The sequence below is a fragment of the Streptomyces sp. NPDC047841 genome, assembly GCF_040704085.1.
Lineage (GTDB): Bacteria > Actinomycetota > Actinomycetes > Streptomycetales > Streptomycetaceae > Streptomyces > Streptomyces argyrophylli.
The window spans coordinates 37,205-59,331 of record NZ_JBEYRP010000012.1 but is presented as its reverse complement, the minus strand read 5'-3'; the positions used below and the strand labels follow the sequence as shown (position 1 = coordinate 59,331).

Below are 22,127 nucleotides of genomic sequence, written 5' to 3'. Positions count from 1 at the left end.
GGCTGGATGGAGCCGAGCTTCCCGCACAGCCCCGAGAGGTGTCCCGTGTCCCCGCGTCACAACCGACCGAAGGCAGCCGGATCGTCGGGCCGGAGCGCCGAGGACGACCCCGCCGGCCGGTACGGCGGCTGGCAGTCCACGGAGAGCTGGCAGGGCGAGGAGTGGAGCGTGCGCCATGTCGCCGGGGCCGGCGCGCAGGGCAAGACCTACCGCTGCCCGGGCTGCGACCAACTGATCCCCTCCGGTGTCCCGCACGTGGTGGCCTGGCCGGAGTACGCGGGCGTCGACGACCGCCGGCACTGGCACAAGGCCTGCTGGAACGCGAAGGACCGCCGCACCACGCGGGTGCAGCGGTCCCGTAACGCGCCGAGGTTCTGAGCCGTACGGCCACCCGTCCCGGCTCTCACCCGTCCCGGCTGTTACACGTCCCGGTTCTGGAGCAGCGCGTAGGCGCCCGCGTACACCGCCGCCGTCAGGCCGAGCATGACCCACAGCGGGTCCCAGCCGGACGGGCCGGACTCGGTCAGGGAGTTGGTGTAGAAAACGCTGAGCTGGTTCGGGATCGAGTACTCGAAGAGCCACTCGCGCACCTTGTTCAGCGACTCCGTCGCCATGAACAGCGCGAGCACCAGCGGCGCGAGCACCACGCCGATCATGATGGTGATGGCGCCCGCCGAGTGCCGGATGACCGAGCCGATGAGCAGCGAGAGCAGGCCGAGCAGCGCCATGTAGAGGCTGACGCCGACGGTGGCCTTGAACCAGTCACCGCCGCTCGGGGTGCGGGCGCCGGTGTCCCCCAGCAGGGACGCGTGGACCATGGCCACGAAGCCGGAGGTGACCAGGGTGGCGACGAAGGCGACGGCGAAGAACACGATCGACTTGGCGGCGAGCACCCGGCCCCGGCTGGGGCACGCGGTCATCGTCGTGCGGATCATGCCGGTGCCGTACTCCGACGCCGTGGTCAGCACACCGAGGGTGATGACGCAGATGCTGCCGAGGAGCAGGCCGAAGAAGCCGAAGGACAGCGGGTTCTCGCCGGACAGGCTGGTGGAGTCGGAGTTGGCCTCGACCAGCACGCCGGTCAGCAGGCCGATGCCGACGACGAGCAGCACGAACACGCCCAGCGTCCACATCGTGGAGCGCACCGACCTGATCTTCGTCCACTCGGAGGCCAGCGCGTGCCCGAGGTGGGTGCGCACCACCGGGATGGGCGAGGTGTAGCCGTGGTACGGCCCGCCGGGCGCCGCCTGCCAGTCAGGCGCGGCGGCCGGGGCCTGCGGCATGGGGGGCTGGTGGGTGCTCATCGGGCGTCCTCGGGCTGGGTCGGGTCGGCGGGGGCGGAGGCGGGGGCCGCGTCGGCGGCCGGGCTCGTGGCGGGGGCCGGGGGAGCCGCCTTGGCCAGGGCGGCGGGCGGCCGGCCCTGCGGCGCCGAGCCCGCGGCGGGAGGCTGCGGCGCCTGCCCGGCCGGCTGAGCCGGTGCCGGCGGCTGCCCCGCGGTGCTCGGCTGCGCGTACGGGTTGGCCGCTCCCGCCGCCCCCGCCGCGCCACCGGGCGCCGTGCCCGGTGCGCCGTACCCGGCCGCCGGGGCGCCGCCGTACGGGCCCGCGGGAGGCATCCCGAAGGGCTGGCTGCCCTGCTGGGGCGGCGGCGGGGCGTACCAGCCGGGCTGGCCCTGGCCCGGTACCGGCATGGGCGGCTGGACGCCGGGAGGCAGCGGCTGCTGCAGGCCCGCCTTCTGGTCGGTGGTCGAGCGGTAGTCCACCGCGCCCTGCGTCATCCGCATGTACGCCTCCTCCAGCGAGGCCTGGTGCGGGGACAGCTCCCACAGCCGGACGCCCGACTCGTGCGCGAGGTCGCTGATCCGGGGCAGCGGCAGCCCGGTGACCCGGAGCGCGCCGTCCTGCTCCGGCAGCACGTGGCCGCCCGCCTCGGTGAGCGCGGAGGACAGTTTCTCGCGCAGCTGCGGCTCGGTGTCCGGCGTGCGCACGCGCGCGAAGTCGGCCGAGTTGGCCGAGATGAAGTCCCTGACGCTCATGTCGGCGAGCAGCTGCCCGCGCCCGATGACGATGAGGTGGTCGGCGGTCAGCGCCATCTCGCTCATCAGGTGGGAGGAGACGAAGACCGTACGGCCCTCGGCGGCGAGTGCCTTCATCAGGTTGCGGACCCAGAGGATGCCCTCGGGGTCGAGACCGTTGACCGGCTCGTCGAAGAGCAGCACCTGCGGGTCGCCGAGCAGGGCGGCGGCGATGCCCAGGCGCTGGCCCATGCCGAGCGAGAAGCCCTTGGAGCGCTTTCTGGCCACTTCCTGGAGGCCGACCACGCCGAGCACCTCGTCCACGCGCCGGGCCGGGATGCCGGACAGCTGGGCGAGGCTCAGCAGGTGGTTGCGGGCGCTCCGGCCGCCGTGCACGGCCTTGGCGTCGAGCAGCGCGCCGACCTGCCGGGGGGCGTTGGGCAGCTTGCGGTACGGGTAGCCGCCGATGGTGACCGCCCCGGACGTGGGGTTGTCCAGTCCGAGGATCATCCGCATCGTCGTGGACTTGCCCGAGCCGTTGGGCCCTAGGAAGCCGGTCACGGCGCCTGGCCGCACCTGGAAGGAAAGGTTGTACACGGCGGTCTTGTCGCCGTAGCGCTTGGTCAGGCCGACAGCCTCGATCATGCTCCGCACCCATCGAAAGGTTCAGGACAGCGGGGCACACGCCCCCGTAAGGGTTAGGAGGATATCGAGGCGCTGACGGTTCCGCCCAAAAGAAAGTAAAGCCAGAGCAGCTACGCGCGTGACGGCGCCGCCTACTGGGCGTCCCGGCGCCTGAGGAGGAGGTAGCCGCCCGCCAGCGCGGCGACCACCCACAGCGCCATGATCCCGAGCCCGGCCCAGGGGCCGTAGGGCGTGTCGTCGGCCACGCGCGGCACCACCCGCAGGATCCGGCTGCCGGCCTGGTCGGGCAGGAAGCGGCCGGCCTTCTTGGTCGCGTCGACGTTGCCGAGGATGTTGGAGATCAGGAAGAAGAACGGCATCAGGATGCCGAGGGACAGCAGCGGCGAGCGCAGCATCGTGGCGACACCCATGGAGAACATCGCGATCAGGGTCATGTACAGCCCGCCGCCGAAGACCGCGCGCAGCACCCCGGGGTCGCCGATGGCGGCCCGGTGGGAGCCGAGCACGGCCTGGCCGAGGAAGAACGCGGCGAAGCTCGTCACCATGCCGACGGCGAGCGCGAGCGTGGCGGCCACCGCGACCTTGCCGAACAGGAAGGTGCCGCGCCGGGGCACGGCCGCCAGCGAGGCCCGGATCATGCCGGTGCTGTACTCCGTGGAGACCACCAGCACCCCGAACACGATCATCGCGAGCTGGCCCAGGGTCATGCCCGCGAAACTGACCGCCGTCGGATCGAAGGAGAGCCGCTCCCGCGCGGGCATGTTCGCGAACTGCCGGTTCGACAACGCGCAGATGAGCACCCCGAGCGCGACGGTGACCACCACGGCCAGCGACAGTGTCCACACCGTGGACGCCACCGACCGGATCTTGGTCCACTCGGACCGGATGACCTGAACGGCCGCCATGGTCTCAGACCCCCTTCCAGCCGGCGCCCCGGTCCTGCGCGGCGGGACCGGGGCCGGCCTGCGCGTGGTACTCCACCGCTTCCGCCGTCAGCTGCATGAACGCCTCCTCCAGCGAGGCCTGCCGCGGGCTCAGCTCGTGCAGCACGAGCCCGTACCGCGCGGCCAGCTCACCGATTTGCTCCGCCTTGCCGCCCGCCACCTCCAGCGCCCCGCCGTCCGCCTCCACCACGGTGATCCCGGCCTGGTGCAGCACGTCGAGCAGCCGCTCGCGCTGGGGGGAGCGGATCCGCACGTACGACCGCGCGTTGGTCCGGATGAAGTCGGCCATGGAGGTGTCCGCGAGCAGCCGCCCCTGCCCGATCACCACCAGGTGATCGGCCGTCAGCGCCATCTCGCTCATCAGATGGCTGGAGACGAACACCGTCCGGCCCTCCGCGGCCAGCGACTTCATCAGGTTCCGGATCCAGTGGATGCCCTCCGGGTCCAGGCCGTTGACCGGCTCGTCGAACATCAGGATGCGCGGGTCCCCGAGCAGCGCGGCGGCGATCCCGAGCCGCTGCCCCATGCCGTACGAGAACCCCTTGGCCTTCTTCCGGGCCACGGCGGTCAGCCCCACAGTCCGAAGGACCTCCGCCACCCGGCGCTCCGGGATGCCGTTGCTCTGCGCGAGGCACAGCAGGTGGTTCCAGGCGCTCCGGCCGCCGTGCACGGCCTTGGCGTCCAGCAGCGCGCCGATGTACGTCAGCGGGTCCCTGAGCCGGTCGTAGTGCGTGCCGTCGATCCGGACGTCGCCGGCGGTGGGGCGGTCGAGCCCGAGGATCATCCGCATGGTCGTGGACTTCCCGGCGCCGTTGGGCCCGAGGAACCCCGTCACGATGCCCGGCCGGACGGCGAAGGTGAGGTGGTCGACCGCCACCTTCGCGCCGTACCGCTTCGTCAGCCCCTCCAGCTCGATCATGCGGCCACGCTAAGACGGGCGTGGGGCGGCTGCCACCTGAGCGGGCGCGGTTCTCGGATGAACCGCCCCGGTACGGTCTGCGCCGGCGACGCCGAAGGGGCGGCGGGACCAGGTCCCACCGCCCCTCAGGGTCGTACGACTGCCCCGAACTACCGGGACTGCTGCGCCGGAACGCCCCGGGAGATCGGCTCGTCGTCGGTCGACGTGCCGGCCGCGGCCACCGCGGCACCGGTCAGCGTGGCGAGCATCTCGCGGACGTTCGTCAGCTGGGCGTTGATGCTGTCGCGGCGGTTGGTGAGCGCCGCCAGCTCGCGCTCGGATTCCGAACGGATCCGGTCGGCCTTGGCGTTGGCGTCGGCCACGATGTCCTCGGCCTGGCGCTGGGCGGTCTCCACCGTCTGGCGGGCGCGGCGCTCGGCGTCGGTGCGCAGCTTCTCCGCCTCCAGGCGGAGCTGCTCGGCCCGGTGCTCGATCTCGGCCAGGCGCTTCTCGGCCTTCTGCTGACGCGAGGCCAGGTCGCGCTCGGACTGCTCGCGGCGCTTGGCCAGGTTCGTCTCGAAGTCGGCGGCGGCCTGCGCGGCCTTGGCGCGGGTCTCCTCGAAGAGGGCGTCCGCCTCCTCGCGCTTGGACTGCGCGTCCTTCTGCGCCTCGGCGCGCAGCTGGGACGCGTCCGACTTGGCCTTCTCGACGATCCGGACGCCCTCGTCCTCGGCCTTGGACTTGCGCTCGGCCGCGTACGACTCGGCGTCGTTGCGGACCTGCTGGGCCGCCGACTCGGCGAGGTCGCGGTGCTGCTCGGCCGCCCGCCGGGCCTCCTCACGCAGCTCCTTGGCCTCTTCCTCGGCCAGGCGCAGGATCTTCTCGACCCGCGCGCCGAGACCCGCGTACGACGGCTCGGCGTCCGTGATCTGGGCCTGGGCGTTCTGCGTTTCGAGGTGCAGCTCCTCGATGCGCTTCTCCAGGGCGGTGATGCGGGCGAGAGCGCTGTCACGGTCGGAGACGAGCTTGGAGATACGTTCGTCCACCTGAGCGCGGTCGTATCCACGCCGCACAAGCTCGAAGCCGTAGGGGGAAGTGTCGCTCATGGGGTTCCTGTCGAATGAGACCGGTGAGTGAGGTGATAAGGGGAATCCTAGGGGCCGAAGCGGTGTGTCATCGTGCAGATACGGTTTTGATCTGGAGAATGGCACTCCATTTGGGTGGCTGACCGTCGGACGGTTTGCCGAGGAGCCGGGCAAAGCCCCCAGAAGACACCCGAACGTACCTCTTAGGCTAGCTCTCTGACGACTTGCCACCCGAACGGGGGGCACCCACCGTGGCGCCCGCCTTGACTCCGCCGTCCTTGCCGGCCGCCGGGGCTTCGAAGGACTCCAGCGCCTCCAGCACGTCCTGGACCCGGGAGATCTCGGCGTTGATGTCCTCGCGGCGGCGCACCAGGATGTCCAGCTCCCGCTTGCCCTCCTCGACCGTGCGCCGTGCCTCGCGGATCGCCTCCGCCTTCAGCTCCTCGGCCTCCTTCACGAGCCTGGCCTTCTTCTGCTCGGCCTCCTTCAGGAGCCCCTCCGCCTTCTTGACCGCGGCGATGCGCACCTTGCCCGCCTCCGAGCTGGCGTCCGACACCAGCTCCTTGGCCTTCGCCTCGGCCTTCGCCAGCTGCTCCTCGGCGGCCTTGATCAGCGCGTCGCAGCGGTCGCCGGTGGACTTCATCGTCTCGGCGGCCTCGCGCCGGGCCCGCTCGTGCAGCTCCTCGATCTCGGCCGTGATGCGGTCACGCAGCTCCTCAGCGCGCTGCCGGATCGCGGTGGCGTCCCGGCGGGCGCCGACCAGCAGTTCGTCCGCGTCCGTCCGGGCCTTCTCCACCAGGGAGTTGCCCTCGATGGTGGCCTCGGAGACGATCCGGTCGGCCTCGCTGCGGGCCGCGCCCACCATCGTGTCGGCCTGCGACTCGGCGTCCGCGGTGGTCTTCAGCGCCTGCTGCTGCGCCTCGGTGAGCAGCTTGTCGGCCTCGGCCGTGGTCTCCGTGATGAGCTTGTCGACCTGCTCCGCCGCCTCCGAACGCCGCTTGTTGGCGTCCTTGCGGGCCTCGTCCAGGGTCCGCTCGGCCTCCTGGCGCGCGGAGCCGAGAAGCCGTTCGGCCTCCGCCCGCGCCTGCGACGTCGTCCGTTCGGCCTCGGCCCGCAGCCGCTCCGCGTGCGCCTGCGCCGAGCCGACGGTCTCGGCCGCCTCGGCCCGCAGCCGCTCCGCCTCGTCGGTCGCCTCCCCGAGCAGCTGCTCGGCGCTCGCGACCGCCTCGGCACGGACCCGGTCCGCCTCGCCCAGCGCCTCCGCGCGCACCCGCTCGGCCTCGGCGAGCGTCTCGGTCTGGAGGCGTTCGGCCTCGTTGCGGGCCTCGGTGATGAGGGTGTCGGCCTGGGTGGCCGCGTCGGAGCGGATGCGGTTGGCGTCCTCGCGGGCGTCGGCCCGGGTACGGGTCGCCGCCTCGGTGGCCTCGGTGAGCGCCTCCTCCGCCTGAGTGCGGACGCGCTCGGCCTCCGCCGCGGTCTCCGTCTGGAGCCGCTCGGCCTCGGCGAGCGTCTCGGTCTGCAGGCGTTCGGCCTCGTTGCGGGCCTCGGTGATGAGGGTGTCGGCCTGGGCGGCCGCGTCGGAACGGATGCGGTTGGCGTCCTCGCGGGCGTCCGCCCGGGTGCGGGCCGCCGCCTGGTCGGCCTCGGCCAGCGCGTCCGACGCCTCGGTGCGCACCCGCTGGGCGTACTCGCCCGCGTCCGCGCGCAGCCGCTCGGCCTCCGCGATGGCCTCCGCCATCGTCCGCTCGGCCAGCGCCTTCGCGGCCTCCGACTCCTCGTTCGCCTCGCGCCGGATGCGGGAGGCGTCCTCGCTCGCCCGCTCCCGCTCGGCGTAGGCGTCGGCGCGGACCCGGTCCGCCTCCTCCTCGGCCTCCCGGCGGGTACGGTCCGCCGCGTGCTCGGCGGCCGAACGCAGCCCGGCGATCTCCTCCTGCGCCTGCTCGTGCAGCCCGGCGACGGAGTCCCGCACCTGCTGCGCGTGCTGCTCGGCGGCGCCGACCATCTCCGTGGCGCGCCGGTCGGCCTCCTCCACCAGCCGGGTGGCCTCGGCCTGCGCCTCCTCCACGCGCTTGCGCGCGGAGGCCAGCAGCTCCTCGCTCTGCTCGCGGGCCCGCTGCCGCTCCTGGCCGGCCTCCTCACGGGCGGCGCCGAGGAGCTCCTCGGCCTCGCGGCGGCGCCGGGCGGCCTCCTCCTGGGCGGCGGCCAGCGTCTCGGACGCCTCGGTGCCGAGGCGCTCGGCGGCGGCCTGCGCCTCCGCGCGCACCCGGTCGGCGGTGTCCTGCGCCTCCGCCTTCAGCCGCTCGGCCTCGGCGGCGGCCTCCGACCGCAGCCGTACGGCGATGGACTCGCCCTCGGCGCGGGAGGCGGACGCGTCGGACGCGGCCTCGTCCCGCAGCCGCTCGGCCTCGGCCTCGGCCTGCTGCTGGAGCGTACGGATCCGCTCGGCGGCCTCCGCGCGCAGCCGCTCGGTCTCCTCGGCGGCCTCCCGGCGGATCCGGGCCGCCTCGGCGCGGGCGTCCGTCAGCGCCTGCTCGGCCGACGCCAGCCGCTCCTGCGCCTCGGTCTGGAGCCGGCCCAGCTCCTGGGCGGCCTCGGCACGACGGGACTCGACGGCCTTCTCGGTCTCCTCGCGCAGCTCCCGCGCGGCCTTCTCGGCGTCCGACCGGACCGTCTCGGCCTGCTCGGCGGCCTCGGCGCGCAGCCGCTCGGCCTCCTTGCGGGTGCGCTCCAGGGTCTCCTCGGCCTGCCGGCGCAGGCCGGTGGCCCGCTCGATGGCCTCGGTGCGGACCTTCTCGCTGTCGGCGGTCGCGGTCTGCCGCAGCTCGTCGGCGTCCGCCTTGGCCTTGGCCAGCAGCTCCTCGGCGGACCTGGCCGCCGCCTCGATCTGCGCCACCGCCTCCCGGCGGGCCTCGGCGCGGATCGACTCGCCCTCGGCGACCGCGTCGGCGCGCAGCTGCTCGGCCTCGCCGCGCAGCCGGCGGGCCTCCTCCTGGAGCTCGACCGTCTTGGCGCGGTACTCCTTGGTGTCGTCCTTCGCCGCGCCCTTGAGCTGCTCGGCGATGTCGTGCGCCTCGGCGCGCAGCCGGTCCGCCTCGGCCTCGGCCTCCGAGCGGATCCGCTCGGCCTCCTCGGCGGCGGCCCTGGTGGTCTTCTGGGCGTCCTCGGACGCCTTGTTGAGGACGTCCTCGGCGGTCTTGGCCGCCTTGGACAGCTGGGTGGCCGTCTCCTCGGCGGTGATCGAGCGGGCCTTCTCGGCGGCCTCGGCGACGAGCTTCTCGGCCTCGGCGCGGGCGTCCGCGACCAGCTGCTCGGCCTCGGACTTGGTGTGCTCGGCCTCCTTGGTGGCCTCCTCGACCAGCCGGGCGACCTGCTCCTTGGCGGTGCGCGTCCGCGTCTCGTTGGCGGCCTCCGCGGTGGCGAGGGCCTTGGCGGCGGCCTCCTTCGCCTCCGTGACCACCTTCTCGGCCTCGGCCTGCGCCTTGCGCAGCGCCTCCTCGGCCGCCGTCATCCGCTCCTCGGCGGCCCGGCTCAGCTCGGCGGCCTGCCGGCGGGCCGTGTCCGACTCGGTGGCCGTGGCCGTGCGCAGCTGCTCGGCGTGCTCGGTGGCCTCCTGCGCCTGCGTGGAGGCCGCGTTCAGCAGCCGCTCGGCGTCCGCGCGGGCCCGGCGCAGGATCTGCTCGGCCTCGGCGCGCGCCGACTCGGCCTCGCTCTGGAGCCGCTCCCGGGCCTCCCGGGTCAGCCGTTCGGCCTCCGCGCGGGCGGCGGCCATCGCCTGCTCGGCCTCCGCGCGGGACTCGTCGAGCAGCCGGCGGGCCTGCTGCTCGGTACGGGCGCGCAGCTGCTCGGCCCAGGCCACGTTCTCGTTGACGTGCGACTCGACGGTGGCCCTGCGCTCGGCCAGCTCCTGGTCGAGCTGCTGGCGCCGGGTCACCGCCTCCTGGTGCAGCTCGGCCTGGAGGCGCGCGGCCTGCTCGGCGTGCTCCTGGAGGATGCGCTGGGTCTGCGCGCGGGCCTGGCTCAGCTCCCGCTCGGCGTCCTGGCGCAGCTGCTCGGCCTGCATCTGGGCGTTGCGGAGCAACTGTTCGGCCTGGTACCCGATGTCACCCGCGTCGTAGGCGGGCCGGGTCATCAGGGTGCGCCGCGCCTCGTGCAGCTTGGCGCGCAGCACCTCGACCTGGTAGCCGAGGTCCTCGGCGTGCTGGATCGCCTTCTCGCGCTCGGTCCTCAGCCGCTTCATCTCGGCCTCGAACCGAGAGAGGTGGTCGACGTCAGCCGCCGGCTCTCGCTCCTGGCTCTCGTAGCCCCGCACTGCGCGGTCCCATCCGTCCCCTGGTCAGCTTCTGCAACGAGCTCCGTCCATCCGCCGAACGGGGCCCCCGGGGAATGGTGTCAGACAGACGGCGGAGCACGGGCTGCTGCCCCGACGCTCGTCCCCCGAAACCCGGACCCCGGCATGCGGCCGCCCCCGTTTCAGGGACGACCGCCCCCAACCCTACCGGCCCTTATGTACGGGGGTCAGTGCTCAGGTGACTCAACAGGGGCCGAAGTGACGAGTTCTGTCAGGACGCCATGGCAATCCTTGGGGTGCAGGAAGGTGATCCGCGACCCCATGGAGCCGCGTCGTGGCTCGTCGTACAGCACCCGGACGCCCTTGGCGCGGATGTCCGCGGCGTCCCCGTCGACGTCCGCCGTACCGAAGGCGATGTGGTGGACGCCCTCCCCGTTCTTCGCGAGCCACTTGGCGACGGTGGAGTCCTCGCGGACCGGTTCCAGCAGCTGGAGGTAGGAGGCACCGCCGTCCGAGGTGCCGTTGATCCTGAGCATGGCCTCCCGCACGCCCTGCTCCTCGTTGACCTCGGTGTGGAACACCTCGAAGCCGTACGTGGCCCGGTAGAACTCGACGGTCGCGTCGAGGTCGTGGCAGGCGATCCCGATGTGGTCGATTCGCGTCAGCATGGATTCAGTGCAGCGCTCCCGGGATGGTTACGCAACGTGCGCGCGATCACACCGACGGGCCGATGACGCCGTGTCCAACCGCTCAGTACATTCGAAGTAAACCCTCGTTCACTCCTCGGCTGTGTGCAGCTGGAAGGGGATCGCACCTCATGTCTTCTGGATCTTCTGGAACGACCAGCTCGGTGATCGTCGCGGGCGCCCGGACGCCCATGGGGCGGCTGCTGGGCTCGCTGAAGTCCTTCTCCGGAGCCGACCTGGGCGGCTTCGCGATCAAGGCCGCCCTCGACCGTGCGGGGATCGGCGGCGACCAGGTGCAGTACGTGATCATGGGCCAGGTCCTGCAGGCCGGCGCCGGCCAGATCCCGGCCCGCCAGGCCGCCGTCAAGGCCGGCATCCCGATGAACGTGCCGGCGCTCACCGTCAACAAGGTGTGCCTCTCCGGCCTCGACGCCATCGCCCTCGCCGACCAGCTGATCCGCGCGGGTGAATTCGACATCGTCGTGGCGGGCGGCCAGGAGTCCATGACCAACGCCCCGCACCTGCTGCCCAAGTCCCGCGAAGGGTACAAGTACGGCGCGGTCCAGATGCTCGACGCGATGGCCTACGACGGCCTGACCGACCCGTGGGAGAACGTCCCGATGGGCGAGTCCACGGAGAAGCACAACACCCGCCTCGGCATCAAGCGCCCCGAGCAGGACGAGATCGCGGCCCTGTCCCACCAGCGGGCCGCCGCCGCCCAGAAGAACGGCCTGTTCGAGGCCGAGATCACCCCCGTGGAGATCCCGCAGCGCAAGGGCGAGCCGGTGCTGTTCAGCAAGGACGAGGGCATCCGCGGCGACACCACCGCCGAGTCCCTGGCCAAGCTGCGCCCGGCCTTCGCCAAGGACGGCACGATCACCGCCGGCTCCTCCTCGCAGATCTCGGACGGTGCGGCGGCCGTGGTCGTGATGAGCAAGGCGAAGGCGGAGGAACTGGGCCTGACCTGGCTCGCCGAGATCGGCGCGCACGGCAACGTGGCCGGCCCGGACAACTCGCTGCAGTCCCAGCCGTCGAACGCCATCCTGCACGCCCTGAAGAAGGAGGGCCTGGAGGTGTCCGACCTGGACCTCATCGAGATCAACGAGGCGTTCGCCGCCGTCGCCGTGCAGTCAATGAAGGACCTCGGCGTTTCCACGGAAAAGGTGAACGTCAACGGCGGCGCGATCGCCCTGGGTCACCCGATCGGCATGTCCGGCGCCCGGCTCGTGCTCCACTTGGCCCTGGAGCTCAAGCGGCGCGGCGGCGGCGTCGGCGCGGCGGCGCTGTGCGGCGGCGGTGGCCAGGGTGACGCGCTGATCGTGCGGGTACCGAAGGCCTGATCCCCGAACGGCCTGAGACCCGAAGGTCTGTTTCCGGTACGCCGGTGTCCGGTACGTGGTGAACTGAACGGAGCTGTGATGCAGGACGTCTCCTCTCTGGTGGCCCAGGCCAGGGAAGGCCGGCCGCGGGCCGTGGCCCGGCTGATCTCCCTCGTGGAGGGGGCGTCCCCGCAGCTGAGGGAGGTCATGGCGGCGCTGGCCCCGCTGACGGGCAACGCGTACGTGGTCGGCTTGACGGGGTCGCCGGGCGTCGGCAAGTCCACCTCCACCTCCGCGCTCGTCACCGCGTACCGCAAGCAGGGCAGGCGGGTCGGCGTCCTGGCCGTCGACCCCTCGTCGCCGTTCTCCGGCGGCGCCCTGCTCGGCGACCGGGTCCGGATGTCGGAGCACGCCTCCGACCCCGGCGTCTACATCCGCTCCATGGCGACCCGCGGCCACCTCGGCGGCCTGGCCTGGGCGGCCCCGCAGGCCATCCGGGTGCTGGACGCGGCGGGCTGCGACGTGATCCTGGTCGAGACGGTCGGTGTGGGCCAGTCGGAGGTGGAGATCGCCTCCCAGGCGGACACCAGCGTGGTCCTCCTGGCCCCCGGCATGGGCGACGGCATCCAGGCGGCGAAGGCCGGAATCCTGGAGATCGGCGATGTGTACGTCGTCAACAAGGCCGACCGGGACGGCGCCGACGCCACCGCCCGCGAACTGAACCACATGCTGGGCCTGGGCGAGGCCCGGGGCCCCGGCGACTGGCGCCCGCCGATCGTGAAGACGGTCGCGGCGCGCGCGGAGGGCGTCGAGGAGGTCGTGGAGGCCCTGGAGAAGCACCGGGCCTGGATGGAGGAGCGCGGGATCCTCACGGAGCGCCGCAAGGCCCGCGCGGCCCGCGAGGTCGAGACCATCGCGGTGACGGCCCTGCGCGAGCGCATCGGCGACCTGCACGGCGACCGCCGCCTCAGCGCCCTCGCCGAACGCATCGTCACCGGCGAACTGGACCCGTACCGCGCGGCGGACGAACTCGTCGCGGGCCTGACGGAAGGCTGAGCGCGCGAGCAGCGGGCGAACGGGTTCCCGCGAGGCCTGCGGTGCGGGGGTTCGCCGGGCGGATGGCCCCGCTGCTCACCGCGCGCACGACCAGCGCGACCGTCGCCGCCGCCGTCGCCGGGGCACCGCCGCGACCCAGCCACAGCAGGGGCGCGGCGAGCAGCGGGGCGATCGGGCGGCGACCTGAGCCCACGAGCGGTGGGCGCCGGGCGGGCCGGGCGGCGAGCTGGGCCCACGAGGGGTGGGCGCCGGGCGGGCCGGGCGACGAGCCGCGCCCACGAGCGGTGGGTGCCGGGGACGGGCTGGGCGGCGAGCTGGGCCCACGAGGGGTGGGCGCCGGCGGCTGGATGCCTCGCTTCTGTGCGGGTGGTTTCGCCGGGCGGGGTGGGCGGTCGGCTGGGGGTGGCGTCGCCGGTGGGGCGGCCGTCTCCCGGTGTGGGGGCGGGCCGGGCGCCGTGAGCATGCCTCTGGTGCCGGGGACGGGCTGGGCGGCGAGCTGGGCCCACGAGGGGTGGGCGCCGGGGGCTGGACGCCTCGCTTCCGTGCGGGTGGTTTCGACGGGCGGGGTGGGCGGTCGGCTGGGGGTGGCGTCGCCGGTGGGGCGGCCGTCTCCCGGTGTGGGGGCGGGCCGGGCGCCGTGAGCATTCCTCCGGTGCCGGGGACGGGCTGGGCGAGGCCGGTGGTGAGCCGAGCCGGTTACCGGCGGAGCCTGCCGCGCGGGGAAGGGCCGGGCGGGCCGTTGGCTGAAGGTGGCGAGCGGATCGTCACCGGTGGGCTGGACGCCTCCGTCCGGGGAATCGGCCGGGGGAGGCGGACGGCGGGCGGAACGCCCCGGGCGCATCGGCGTCGGCGGGCCGGATTACTCCCGTGCGGCGGACGAGCTGTTCGCAGGGGTGCCGGCGAGCCGCGGGGCCCAGTGGCGCACGGGTCCCGTGCCGTGCGGCGGGCGAGCCGGTCGCGGGCGTGATAAGTGCCGGGGGTCGCCGGAGAGATGATCGCGCTGCTACCTTGACCCGCATGTTCCTCTCCTTGGCGTAGGGCGCACCCGGGATCGCGGGGCCGGACAGACGGTCTTCGCGCCCTTCGGTGCCCCTTTTTTCCGCCTCTCCCAGAGGAACCCCGCGTGTCCACGCCCCTTTCGCGGCCCTCGTACGCCGCCGTCCTGCGCGTCCCGAACGCGCGCCGCACCTTCACCGCAGCCCTGGCCGCCCGCCTGTCCTACGGCACGGTCTCGCTGGCGGTGCTGCTGTCCGTCACCCGTGCCACCGGGTCCTACGCGGTCTCCGGCACCGTTCTCTCCCTCTTCGGCGCCACGACGGTCTTCCTGATGCCGCTGCGGGCCTCCCTGATCGACCGCCACGGCCCGCGCCGGGCCCTGCCGCCCATGTCCGCGCTGTACGGCGCCCTGCTGGGCGTCCTGGCCGTCCTGACCTGGCGTCCCGGCGCGTCGGCCGTCGCGATCGGCCTCACCGCCGCCCTGGCGGGCGGCTGCGCGCCCCCGCTGGGCCCGACCATGCGCGCCCTATGGTCCGAACTGGTGACGGACCGGGACCTGTTGCAGCGCGCCTACGGTCTGGACGGCGTCGCGGAGGAACTGCTCTACGTCTCAGGACCGGCCCTGATCGCCCTGCTCGGGGGCTTCGCCCCGCCGGCCGCGGGAATCCTCCTCAGCGCGGCCCTGAACGTCGGGGGCACGTGCGCCTTCGTCACCTCCCCGGCGATGACCGCCCCGCGCCCGTTGCCCCGGAAGGAGGAGGCCGCCGGGGCACCGCTCGCGGGGGAAGGGGTCACCGGCGCGCAGCCCGGCCGGGCACGGGCCGTTCTGGTCCGGGGTGTGCTGCCCTCGGTCGTGGTGGCGCTGGGTGCGGGACTGGCCCTCAGCGCCGTGGAGCTGCTGGTGCTGGCCTTCGCCACGGAACGTTCCTACGACCCCGCCCTGGTCCCCTGGGTCCTGGGCGCGCTCTCGGCGGGCAGCGCGCTGGGCGGCCTGGCCAACGGGGTGGTGCGGTGGCGCACGAGCGCCCGGACCCGCCTGTGCCGGTTCGCGGCGGGCCTCGGTCTGGTGCTGGCGGCGGCGGGCCTGGCCCCCGGCCTGTGGACCCTCACGGCGGCCATGGCCTGCGCGGGAGCGTTCATCGCCCCGGTCCTGACGACGGCCTACCTGCTGGCCGACGAGTCGGCCCCGCGGAGCGCCCGTACGCAGGCCGGGGCGTGGGTCAACATGGCGGTGAACGCGGGAAGCTCGGGCGGGGCGTTGGCGGCCGGGCTGGTGATCGGCCGTCTGCCGCTGCCCGTGTGCTTCACCCTGGCGGGCGGATGCACGCTGCTGGCCGCCGCGGCCAGTCGTGTCGCGGGAGCGGTGCGGGTGGGCGCGGCGTCCGGCCTGCGCCGGTGAGCGCGCCCCCCGCCCGGCTACCGTGATCGAGGCCGGCCGGCCTCGATCACAGACGCCCCCGCTGCCCCCGCAGATGCTCGGCGATGGGCTTCAGCGCCTTGTCGAGTTCCATCAGCGTGTCCGGTGACAGCAGGTCGATGAAGTGGCGCCGCACCGACGCGACGTGGTGCGGCGCGACCTTCTTCATCGTCTCCATGCCGTGATCCGTGAGCACGGCGTACAGCCCTCGCCGGTCCGTGTCACAGTTCTCCCGGCGCACCAGGTTCGCGTTCTCCATGCGCGTGATCTGGTGCGAGAGCCGGCTCTTGGACTGCATCGTCGCGGAGGCGAGGTCGCTCATCCGCATCCGCACGTCTTCCGACTCGGACAGGTTCACCAGGATCTCGTAGTCGTTCATCGTCAGGCCGAACGGCTGGAGGTCCTTCTCGAGCTGGTACGTCAACAGCCTGTTGACCTCCAGGTGGGTGCGCCAGGCGCACTGCTCCGCATCGGTCAGCCAGCGCGTGGCCGTCTCGGTCTCCATGAATGAAGTCTACCTAAGAAGTTGAATGGCGAACTACTTCGGGTGGTGTGACGGTGCGCACGCGTTCGACGTCACACTCCGCAGACTACCGCTCACAGCCCGAAGCGACGCTGGAGGTCCCCCAGCTGTCCGGGAAGGCGCGGTGCGCCAGACGATTGCTGACCGTGTCCGACCGGCCCCGTTCCGCCACCGTCCGGCACCCCCGGTCCGGGAGGAACGGCTCCCGTCGCCCCCTCGGCCATCAGGGTCTCCGTCGACTGCAGCAGCACCGTCCCGGCGCCCACGAACTCGAACTGGTGCTCCTCCCCGGATACCCCGCCGAGGCCCGTCATCGCACGTAGACCGCCCAGCACACCCGTCATGTACCCGTGGTCGTAGTGATGGCACGGGGACGGGCAGTCGGCCCACCCGACGAGCGCCTGCGGGTCGACCCGGATCGGAGGTTCCATGAACACCACCGGCCCGTTAGATGCGGCCACGAACTTTCCGGTTCCGATAAGGGTCAGAAAACCCGGCACGATCGACTGCTTGAGCGCGAGAGTTGGCTGAAAAGCAAGCAGGTTGCCCGCGCGAATGGTCAAGTTCCCGTCGTCCAGGTCGTAGGAGTTGACGTCGAAGGCCCGGTCGGCCAGCAGCATCTTGCCGGAGCCCCCGGCCACGACCCAGTCGCTCGCGTGCAGTGGCGAATGGAAGGACGTACGGACAAGTCGGTCGAGTCGCCCGTGCCCGATGCCGTTGAACTCGATCGTCCCGTAGTAGGCGATCATCTTCCCCTTCTGGAGGAACCACTGCCCGCCCTTGAGCTCCACGCAGAAGGTGTACTTGTTCACGTTGTCGTCGGCGGGCAGCGTCATGGGGTCGTGCACGACGGGCCCGACGCCCGGGCTCGCGTAGGTGCTCACAGCTTCTCCTCCGACGCCTGGACGTACACCGTGCCGTTGCCGCTCAGCTCCAGCTGGAAGGCCTCGCCGGAGCCCCGGCCCACCATGTCGCGCCAGCCGAGCGCGGCGGACAGCTTGTTGCGGACGTCGCCGTGGTGGGCGACGTAGGCCTGCGGGTCGACGTGGACCGGGCGCTGCGGGGTGACCGGGATCTCGAAGACCCCGCCGTGCGCCATCACGGCCACCGAGCCCTGGCCCTGGAGGGTCGTCGTGAACAGGCCCTGGCCCGTGACCTGCCCGCGCACCATGCCCATGACCCCGCCCTGGGAGCCCATGAACATCGTCCCCTGCCGCAGCGTGCCCTCGAAGGCGAGCAGCCGGTCGGCCTCGACGTAGAGCGTGTCACCGGCGAGGGTGATCACGTGGACGTGGTGGCCGCCGTGCCCGAAGAACACCGTGCCGCTGCCCTCCACGGTCATCAGCGGGGTCGCCTCGCCGGCCACCCGGCGCCCGATCATGGACATCAGGCCGCCCTGTCCGCCCTGGACGTTGGGCGTGAACGACACGTCCCCCTTGTAGGCGAGCATCGCGCCGCGCTGACTGAACAGCCGCTGCCCCGGTGCCACCGTCGCCTCGACCATCTTGGAGTTGATCTCACGGAAGGTCATCTCACAGGTCCCCCGCGATCGTGTTCCGCTCACTCGGCTGCACGTACACCAGTCCGTCGCCCTCGAAGCGGATCTGGAAGGCCTCGCCGCCGCCCTCCCCGAGGAACGTGCGGAACGTCACACCGGACTGGAAGGTCTGCCGGACGTCGCCCTGGTGGGCCACGTAGGCGCCCGGGTCGACGATCAGCGGGTACCGCGGGCTGACCCGGAGCACGACCGCCGGCCCGTCCGAGACGATCGCCGCCTGGCCGTGGCCCTCCACGGTCGTCGTGAACAGGCCGTTGCCCTGCGAGGCCCCGCGCAGCCCCGTGAACGTCGTGCCCGTTCTGAGCCCCGCGTCCGTGGCCAGCAGGTTGCCCGCCTCGCAGTAGAGCTTGTCGCCCTGGAGGCTCACCAGGTTGATCTCCGACGCACGGTCCGCGAACCAGCAGGTCCCGTGTCCCTTCACCTCCATCACCGTCATCTGCTCACCGGTGAGCCGCCGGGTCACCATCCCGCGCAGCCCCTCGCCGCCACCGCTCAGCTTCTTGAAGGCCATCCGCCCGTCGTACGCGACCATCGAGCCGTTCTTCGCCTTGACGGCGTCGCCGGTCATGTCGACGGCGAGGACCTTGCTCCCCTGGAGCCGGAACATCGCCACGCTGTGAAAGTAGCGGCCGGGCGGGTGGACGGAACAGGGCCCATGGGTGGAGACCCACCCTGAGCGGACCCCTACGGGCGCGGTTTGCCACAATGGGGGAACGCTTGTGCGTGCGTTCACAAATGACTCTCCCACCGAAGGTGACCCGTGGACATCAAGACAGCCACCGCCCTCCGCCGTCTCCGGCTGGTCTCGGCCCCCGAGGCCGTGTCCTTCCTGATCCTGCTGCTCTGCTCGGTGCTGAAGCGGACGACGGACTTCAACGCGGTCCCCGTGATGGGCGCGGTCCACGGCGTCCTCTTCGTCCTCTACGTGATCTTCTGGGCGGACGCCTGGAACCGCGCCAAGTGGCCGCTGCGGACGGCGGCCCTCTACTTCGTCCTCTCGGTGCTGCCGACCGGCGGCTTCTTCGCCGAGCGCAAGCTGCGCCGCGAGGCCGAGGACGCCGTCATCGCCGCCCGTGCCCGCCAGGAAGGGGTCGTGAACGCATGATCGTCGCCTTCTCCGTGACGCCCCTCGGCGTCGGTGAGGACGTGGGGGAGTACGTCGCCGACGCCGTGCGCGTGGTCCGCGAGTCGGGCCTGCCGAACCGCACCGACGCCATGTTCACCTCGGTCGAGGGCGAGTGGGACGAGGTCATGGACGTCGTCAAGCGGGCCGTCGCCGCCGTCGAGGCCCGCGCCCCGCGCGTCTCCCTCGTCCTCAAGGCCGACATCCGCCCCGGGGTGACCGACGGGCTCACGTCCAAGGTGGAGACCGTCGAACGGCACCTCGCCCGGTAGCCGCACCCGTCGTCGGAACCCCGGTCCCCAGGGCCGGGGTTTTGTCGTAACGCCTCTTTGAGCGATCGCTCAAAAGGGTGTACGTTCGGCGCCAGACGATTTGAGCGGTCGCTCAAATTCGGTGCTCACGTGGGGGGAACACATGGGTCTCTACAGAGAGACGCACATCCGCGCCGACCTCGACGAGCTGTGGGCCCGCACCCAGGACCCGGCCCGCCACCGGCGCTGGGACCTGCGCTTCACCGAGATCGAGTACCTCCCGCGCGCGGAGGGCGAACCACAGCGCTTCCGGTACGCCACCCGCGTGCTGCCGTTCCTCACCGTCTCCGGCACCGGCGTGGCCGCCGGCGAGAGGGAACGCCCCGACGGCACCCGCACCTCCGCCCTGCGCTTCTCCTCCCCGCACCCGCTCTCCCTGATCGCCGAGGGCAGCGGCTACTGGCGCTACGTCCCCGACGCCCACGGCGTCCGCTTCGTCACCGGCTACGACTACCGCCCCCGCTGGGGAGCCCCCGGCGCCCTCGCCGACCGCCTGGTGCTGCGCCCGCTCATGGGCTGGGCCACCGCCTGGTCCTTCGACCGGCTCCGCCTCTGGCTGGAGCGGGGCATCACCCCCGAGCGGGCGCTGTACCGCTGGCTGGCGGAACTGACCGTCCGGGCGCTCCTCCTCGCCCTGTGCCTGACCGGACTGGGGCGGGGCTCGCTCCCCGGCCCGGCCGGCCCCCTCGCGGACGCGCTGGCCTTCCTCTGCCCGCTGCTGCTCCTGCTCGGTGTCTTCCTGGCCCTGTTCAAGGCGCCGCTCGCCGGCACCCCCGCCGCCCGCCGCTGCCTGCGCGCCCCCGCCACCCGGACCCGCGCGCCCCGCCTCCTGCGCACCCTGGAGAAGCACGGATGACCTCGATCTTCCAGACCGCCATGGGACCGGAGTTCCAGCGCCTCCACCCCGCCCTGCGGCGCCGCTTCTCGGTGGGCCTTGCCGGCGGCGAATCCTGCACCGGCCGGGGCGTGATGGACCGGATCTGGCACGGACCGGCCTTCGTGAGACCGTTCCTCGCCCTGGGCGCCACCCGGAACATCCTGGTCCCGAGGGCCGGCCGGAACGTCCCCTTCGTGATCGAGAACGTGCCGTACCGGGACACCTTCGGGCGTGAGACGGTGAGCTTCGTGCGCACCTTCCACCTGCCCGGCCGCGCCCGCCGCTTCGACGCCCAGATGGTGCTCGGCCCCCGGGGCGACCGCGTCCTCGACTACCTCGGCACCCACCAGCACCTCGCCACCGACCTGCACTTCCACGCCGAGCCCGACGGCTCCCTGCTCATCCGCTCCGGCGCCCACCGGTTCCGGGAGGGCCCCGTGGACGTCCGCGTCCCCGAACTCGTCGGCGCCACGGCCGAGGTACGGGAGTCGTACGACGAGACGGCCGGCCGCTTCCGGGTCCGCGTCCGCGTGGTGAACCGCTGGTTCGGCCCCCTCTTCGGCTACGAGGGCTCCTTCACGGCGTCGTACACCGACGTCCGCGCCCGTGGGGTCCGGGCCGGGCTGCGGCCGGTGCGGGAGGAGGCGCGCGCGTGAGCCCGGAGACCGCGAAGGCGCAGGAGACCAAGGCGAAGCTGCTGGAGGGCGCGCTGCGCACCCTCACCGAGCAGGGCATCGCCAAGACGTCGGCCCGCACGGTGGCGGCGGCGGCCGGGGTCAACCAGGCGCTGGTCTTCTACCACTTCGGATCGGTGGACGAGCTGCTCGCCGCGGCCTGCCGGTACGGCGCGGAGAAGGCCGTGGCCCGGTACCGCGAGCGCCTCGCCGCGGTGGACTCGCTCTCCGAGCTCCTCGCCGTCGGCCGCGAGATCCATGAGCACGAGCGGGCCGGCGGCCATGTGGCCCTCCTCGGCCAGCTGCTCGCCGGCGCCCCGACGCACGCGGCACTGGGTCCGGCGACGGCCGACGGACTGCGGCTGTGGATCACCGAGATCGAGCAGGTGCTCCGGCGCGTGCTGGCGACGACCCCGTTCGGCGAGTTCGCCGACCCGGCGGGCCTGGCGCGGGCGGTGGCCGCGTCGTTCGTCGGCGTCGAGCTGTACGAGGGAGTGGACGAGGCCGGGGCGCACGCGGCGCTGGACGCCCTGGAGCAGCTGGGTGCGCTCGTGGCCGCGGTGGAGTCCCTGGGCCCGGTCGCCCAGCGGGCCGTCCGGCACCATCTGCGGCGCCGCGGGCGCGGCTGACGGGCCGGGCGGCGGGCGTTCCGCGGGCGGGTGCGGGCGCGTGGCGGCCTGCCGTACGCGCGGGTCCGCCGCCCCGCCAGGGGGCCTCGGCACACGCTCGTGAGCGGCCGGAGACCGAAAGGCGAGACGGAGCTGACCGGCATATGACCGGCCGGTAGGGTCTGATGACGTGCCGAAGCCTCTCAGCCTCCCGTTCGACCCCATCGCCCGCGCCGACGAACTCTGGAAGCAGCGGTGGGGCAAGGTGCCGTCCATGGCCGCGATCACCTCGATCATGCGCGCCCAGCAGATCCTGCTCGCCGAGGTGGACGCGGTGGTCAAGCCGTACGGGCTGACGTTCGCCCGGTACGAGGCGCTGGTGCTGCTCACCTTCTCCAAGGCCGGCGAGCTGCCGATGTCCAAGATCGGTGAGCGGCTGATGGTGCACCCCACGTCCGTGACGAACACGGTGGACCGGCTGGTGAGGTCCGGGCTGGTCGCCAAGCGGCCCAACCCCAACGACGGGCGCGGCACGCTGGCCGTCATCACCGACAAGGGGCGCGAGGTGGTCGACGCGGCCACCCACGACCTGATGGCCATGGACTTCGGGCTCGGGGCGTACGACGCCGAGGAGTGCCAGGAGATCTTCGCGCTGCTGCGCCCGCTGCGGATCGCGGCACACGACTTCGAGGAGCGGTGACCCGGGGCAAGATCTCCCGGAACGGGTGGTTACGCTCGCTCCATGAAAAAAAGCGTGCTGACCCGCTACCGCGTCATGGCCTACACCACCGGCGTGCTGCTGGTGCTGCTCTGCCTGAGCATGATCGCGAAGTACGGGCTGGACGTCGACGGTGCCGCCGACTTCACCCGGGTCGTCGCCATCGCCCACGGCTGGCTGTACGTCGTCTACCTGATCTTCGCGTTCGACCTGGGCTCCAAGGCCAAGATGCCGGTCGGCCGCCAGCTCTGGGTGCTGCTGGCGGGGACGATCCCGACCGCCGCGTTCTTCGTCGAGCGCAAGATCAGCCGCGAGCTGGAGTCCCGGGTCGCCGACGGGGCCCCGGCCGTCGCCAAGGCGTAGCGGGTACCGCCGTACGGACGCCGT

22 protein-coding genes are annotated in these 22,127 nt (G+C 72.8%); 11 read left to right on the top strand and 11 right to left on the bottom strand.

Going from position 1 to position 22,127, the window contains the following annotated elements:
- Nucleotides 1-45 precede the first annotated feature (45 nt).
- Nucleotides 46-378 carry an ATP/GTP-binding protein gene (locus tag AB0947_RS21020; RefSeq protein WP_366751859.1) on the top strand — a complete coding sequence of 111 codons (333 nt, stop codon included), beginning with the start codon at nucleotides 46-48 and terminating at the stop codon, nucleotides 376-378.
- Between the two features lie 41 nt (nucleotides 379-419).
- Here AB0947_RS21020 and AB0947_RS21015 read toward each other — a convergent pair whose 3' ends face one another.
- From AB0947_RS21015 to mce, 7 genes are all read right to left on the bottom strand, one after another.
- Nucleotides 420-1,304 carry an ABC transporter permease subunit gene (locus tag AB0947_RS21015; RefSeq protein WP_366751858.1) on the bottom strand — a complete coding sequence of 295 codons (885 nt, stop codon included), beginning with the start codon at nucleotides 1,302-1,304 and terminating at the stop codon, nucleotides 420-422.
- Entirely contained in the window at nucleotides 1,301-2,659 is a 1,359-nt protein-coding gene (locus AB0947_RS21010; RefSeq protein WP_366751857.1) for an ATP-binding cassette domain-containing protein, read from the bottom strand. Before AB0947_RS21010 ends, AB0947_RS21015 begins: the two co-directional genes overlap by 4 nt.
- Nucleotides 2,660-2,790: 131 nt before the next feature.
- Nucleotides 2,791-3,564, bottom strand: a complete 774-nt coding sequence (locus tag AB0947_RS21005; protein WP_366751856.1) for an ABC transporter permease — start codon at nucleotides 3,562-3,564, stop codon at nucleotides 2,791-2,793.
- A 4-nt stretch (nucleotides 3,565-3,568) separates the two neighbouring features.
- Nucleotides 3,569-4,522: an ATP-binding cassette domain-containing protein gene (locus AB0947_RS21000; RefSeq protein ID WP_366751855.1), complete on the bottom strand. Its 954-nt coding sequence runs from the start codon at nucleotides 4,520-4,522 to the stop codon at nucleotides 3,569-3,571.
- 149 nt (nucleotides 4,523-4,671) lie between these two features.
- Nucleotides 4,672-5,607, bottom strand: a complete 936-nt coding sequence (locus tag AB0947_RS20995; protein WP_366751854.1) for a cellulose-binding protein — start codon at nucleotides 5,605-5,607, stop codon at nucleotides 4,672-4,674.
- A gap of 187 nt (nucleotides 5,608-5,794) precedes the next feature.
- Complete coding sequence (gene scy / locus AB0947_RS20990) at nucleotides 5,795-9,895, bottom strand: polarized growth protein Scy (protein ID WP_366751853.1); 4,101 nt, start codon at nucleotides 9,893-9,895, stop codon at nucleotides 5,795-5,797.
- A gap of 206 nt (nucleotides 9,896-10,101) precedes the next feature.
- A complete protein-coding gene (mce, locus tag AB0947_RS20985; RefSeq protein WP_366751852.1) occupies nucleotides 10,102-10,542 on the bottom strand; it encodes a methylmalonyl-CoA epimerase in 441 nt (146 codons plus the stop codon).
- 149 nt (nucleotides 10,543-10,691) lie between these two features.
- Between mce and AB0947_RS20980 the strand changes: the two genes are divergently transcribed.
- The 3 genes from AB0947_RS20980 to AB0947_RS20970 all read left to right on the top strand — a co-directional run bounded on the left by AB0947_RS20980 (nucleotide 10,692) and on the right by AB0947_RS20970 (nucleotide 15,330).
- Nucleotides 10,692-11,900, top strand: a complete 1,209-nt coding sequence (locus AB0947_RS20980) for an acetyl-CoA C-acetyltransferase (protein WP_366751851.1) — start codon at nucleotides 10,692-10,694, stop codon at nucleotides 11,898-11,900.
- A 78-nt stretch (nucleotides 11,901-11,978) separates the two neighbouring features.
- Nucleotides 11,979-12,935 carry a methylmalonyl Co-A mutase-associated GTPase MeaB gene (meaB, locus tag AB0947_RS20975; RefSeq protein ID WP_366751850.1) on the top strand — a complete coding sequence of 319 codons (957 nt, stop codon included), beginning with the start codon at nucleotides 11,979-11,981 and terminating at the stop codon, nucleotides 12,933-12,935.
- A 1,123-nt stretch (nucleotides 12,936-14,058) separates the two neighbouring features.
- Nucleotides 14,059-15,330 (top strand): MFS transporter, encoded by a 1,272-nt coding sequence (locus AB0947_RS20970; RefSeq protein ID WP_366751849.1) that lies wholly within the window; start codon nucleotides 14,059-14,061, stop codon nucleotides 15,328-15,330.
- A gap of 46 nt (nucleotides 15,331-15,376) precedes the next feature.
- Here AB0947_RS20970 and AB0947_RS20965 read toward each other — a convergent pair whose 3' ends face one another.
- The 4 genes from AB0947_RS20965 to AB0947_RS20950 form a co-directional block, all read right to left on the bottom strand.
- Nucleotides 15,377-15,853, bottom strand: a complete 477-nt coding sequence (locus AB0947_RS20965; protein ID WP_366751848.1) for a MarR family transcriptional regulator — start codon at nucleotides 15,851-15,853, stop codon at nucleotides 15,377-15,379.
- Nucleotides 15,854-15,945: 92 nt separating this feature from the next.
- A complete protein-coding gene (locus tag AB0947_RS20960) occupies nucleotides 15,946-16,755 on the bottom strand; it encodes an AIM24 family protein (RefSeq protein WP_366751847.1) in 810 nt (269 codons plus the stop codon).
- Nucleotides 16,752-17,402: an AIM24 family protein gene (locus AB0947_RS20955; RefSeq protein WP_366751846.1), complete on the bottom strand. Its 651-nt coding sequence runs from the start codon at nucleotides 17,400-17,402 to the stop codon at nucleotides 16,752-16,754. Before AB0947_RS20955 ends, AB0947_RS20960 begins: the two co-directional genes overlap by 4 nt.
- A 1-nt stretch (nucleotide 17,403) precedes the next feature.
- A complete protein-coding gene (locus AB0947_RS20950; protein ID WP_366752074.1) occupies nucleotides 17,404-18,036 on the bottom strand; it encodes an AIM24 family protein in 633 nt (210 codons plus the stop codon).
- 153 nt (nucleotides 18,037-18,189) lie between these two features.
- Here AB0947_RS20950 and AB0947_RS20945 point away from each other — a divergent pair, with 153 nt between their 5' ends.
- The 7 genes from AB0947_RS20945 to AB0947_RS20915 all read left to right on the top strand — a co-directional run bounded on the left by AB0947_RS20945 (nucleotide 18,190) and on the right by AB0947_RS20915 (nucleotide 22,103).
- Nucleotides 18,190-18,534 (top strand): DUF3817 domain-containing protein, encoded by a 345-nt coding sequence (locus AB0947_RS20945; protein WP_366751845.1) that lies wholly within the window; start codon nucleotides 18,190-18,192, stop codon nucleotides 18,532-18,534.
- Nucleotides 18,531-18,824, top strand: coding sequence for an MTH1187 family thiamine-binding protein (locus tag AB0947_RS20940; protein WP_171152740.1), 294 nt, complete (start codon nucleotides 18,531-18,533; stop codon nucleotides 18,822-18,824). The genes AB0947_RS20945 and AB0947_RS20940 overlap by 4 nt, the downstream gene beginning before the upstream one ends.
- Nucleotides 18,825-18,966: 142 nt before the next feature.
- On the top strand, nucleotides 18,967-19,719 hold the full coding sequence (locus AB0947_RS20935; RefSeq protein WP_366751843.1) for a hypothetical protein: 753 nt from the start codon (nucleotides 18,967-18,969) through the stop codon (nucleotides 19,717-19,719).
- Nucleotides 19,716-20,396, top strand: a complete 681-nt coding sequence (locus tag AB0947_RS20930) for a DUF4166 domain-containing protein (protein WP_366751842.1) — start codon at nucleotides 19,716-19,718, stop codon at nucleotides 20,394-20,396. The genes AB0947_RS20935 and AB0947_RS20930 overlap by 4 nt, the downstream gene beginning before the upstream one ends.
- Nucleotides 20,393-21,043 (top strand): TetR/AcrR family transcriptional regulator, encoded by a 651-nt coding sequence (locus AB0947_RS20925; protein ID WP_366751841.1) that lies wholly within the window; start codon nucleotides 20,393-20,395, stop codon nucleotides 21,041-21,043. The genes AB0947_RS20930 and AB0947_RS20925 overlap by 4 nt, the downstream gene beginning before the upstream one ends.
- 169 nt (nucleotides 21,044-21,212) lie before the next feature.
- Nucleotides 21,213-21,722, top strand: a complete 510-nt coding sequence (locus AB0947_RS20920) for a MarR family transcriptional regulator (RefSeq protein ID WP_366751840.1) — start codon at nucleotides 21,213-21,215, stop codon at nucleotides 21,720-21,722.
- A gap of 42 nt (nucleotides 21,723-21,764) precedes the next feature.
- The gene (locus AB0947_RS20915) at nucleotides 21,765-22,103 is read left to right on the top strand and encodes a DUF3817 domain-containing protein (protein WP_366751839.1); all 339 of its coding nucleotides are present in this window, start codon (nucleotides 21,765-21,767) and stop codon (nucleotides 22,101-22,103) included.
- Nucleotides 22,104-22,127: the final 24 nt, after the last annotated feature.

Bases quoted from the DNA above. Each gene is read 5' to 3' on its own strand.
- AB0947_RS20915 (WP_366751839.1), top strand. From the start codon at position 21,765: ATGAAAAAAAGCGTGCTGACCCGCTACCGCGTCATGGCCTACACCACC.
- AB0947_RS20940 (WP_171152740.1), top strand. From the start codon at position 18,531: ATGATCGTCGCCTTCTCCGTGACGCCCCTCGGCGTCGGTGAGGACGTG.
- meaB (WP_366751850.1), top strand. From the start codon at position 11,979: ATGCAGGACGTCTCCTCTCTGGTGGCCCAGGCCAGGGAAGGCCGGCCG.
- AB0947_RS21010 (WP_366751857.1), bottom strand. From the start codon at position 2,659: ATGATCGAGGCTGTCGGCCTGACCAAGCGCTACGGCGACAAGACCGCC.
- AB0947_RS21000 (WP_366751855.1), bottom strand. From the start codon at position 4,522: ATGATCGAGCTGGAGGGGCTGACGAAGCGGTACGGCGCGAAGGTGGCG.
- AB0947_RS20965 (WP_366751848.1), bottom strand. From the start codon at position 15,853: ATGGAGACCGAGACGGCCACGCGCTGGCTGACCGATGCGGAGCAGTGC.
- mce (WP_366751852.1), bottom strand. From the start codon at position 10,542: ATGCTGACGCGAATCGACCACATCGGGATCGCCTGCCACGACCTCGAC.
- AB0947_RS21015 (WP_366751858.1), bottom strand. From the start codon at position 1,304: ATGAGCACCCACCAGCCCCCCATGCCGCAGGCCCCGGCCGCCGCGCCT.
- AB0947_RS20950 (WP_366752074.1), bottom strand. From the start codon at position 18,036: ATGTTCCGGCTCCAGGGGAGCAAGGTCCTCGCCGTCGACATGACCGGC.
- AB0947_RS21005 (WP_366751856.1), bottom strand. From the start codon at position 3,564: ATGGCGGCCGTTCAGGTCATCCGGTCCGAGTGGACCAAGATCCGGTCG.
- AB0947_RS20930 (WP_366751842.1), top strand. From the start codon at position 19,716: ATGACCTCGATCTTCCAGACCGCCATGGGACCGGAGTTCCAGCGCCTC.
- AB0947_RS20995 (WP_366751854.1), bottom strand. From the start codon at position 5,607: ATGAGCGACACTTCCCCCTACGGCTTCGAGCTTGTGCGGCGTGGATAC.
- AB0947_RS20935 (WP_366751843.1), top strand. From the start codon at position 18,967: ATGGGTCTCTACAGAGAGACGCACATCCGCGCCGACCTCGACGAGCTG.
- AB0947_RS20980 (WP_366751851.1), top strand. From the start codon at position 10,692: ATGTCTTCTGGATCTTCTGGAACGACCAGCTCGGTGATCGTCGCGGGC.
- AB0947_RS20955 (WP_366751846.1), bottom strand. From the start codon at position 17,402: ATGACCTTCCGTGAGATCAACTCCAAGATGGTCGAGGCGACGGTGGCA.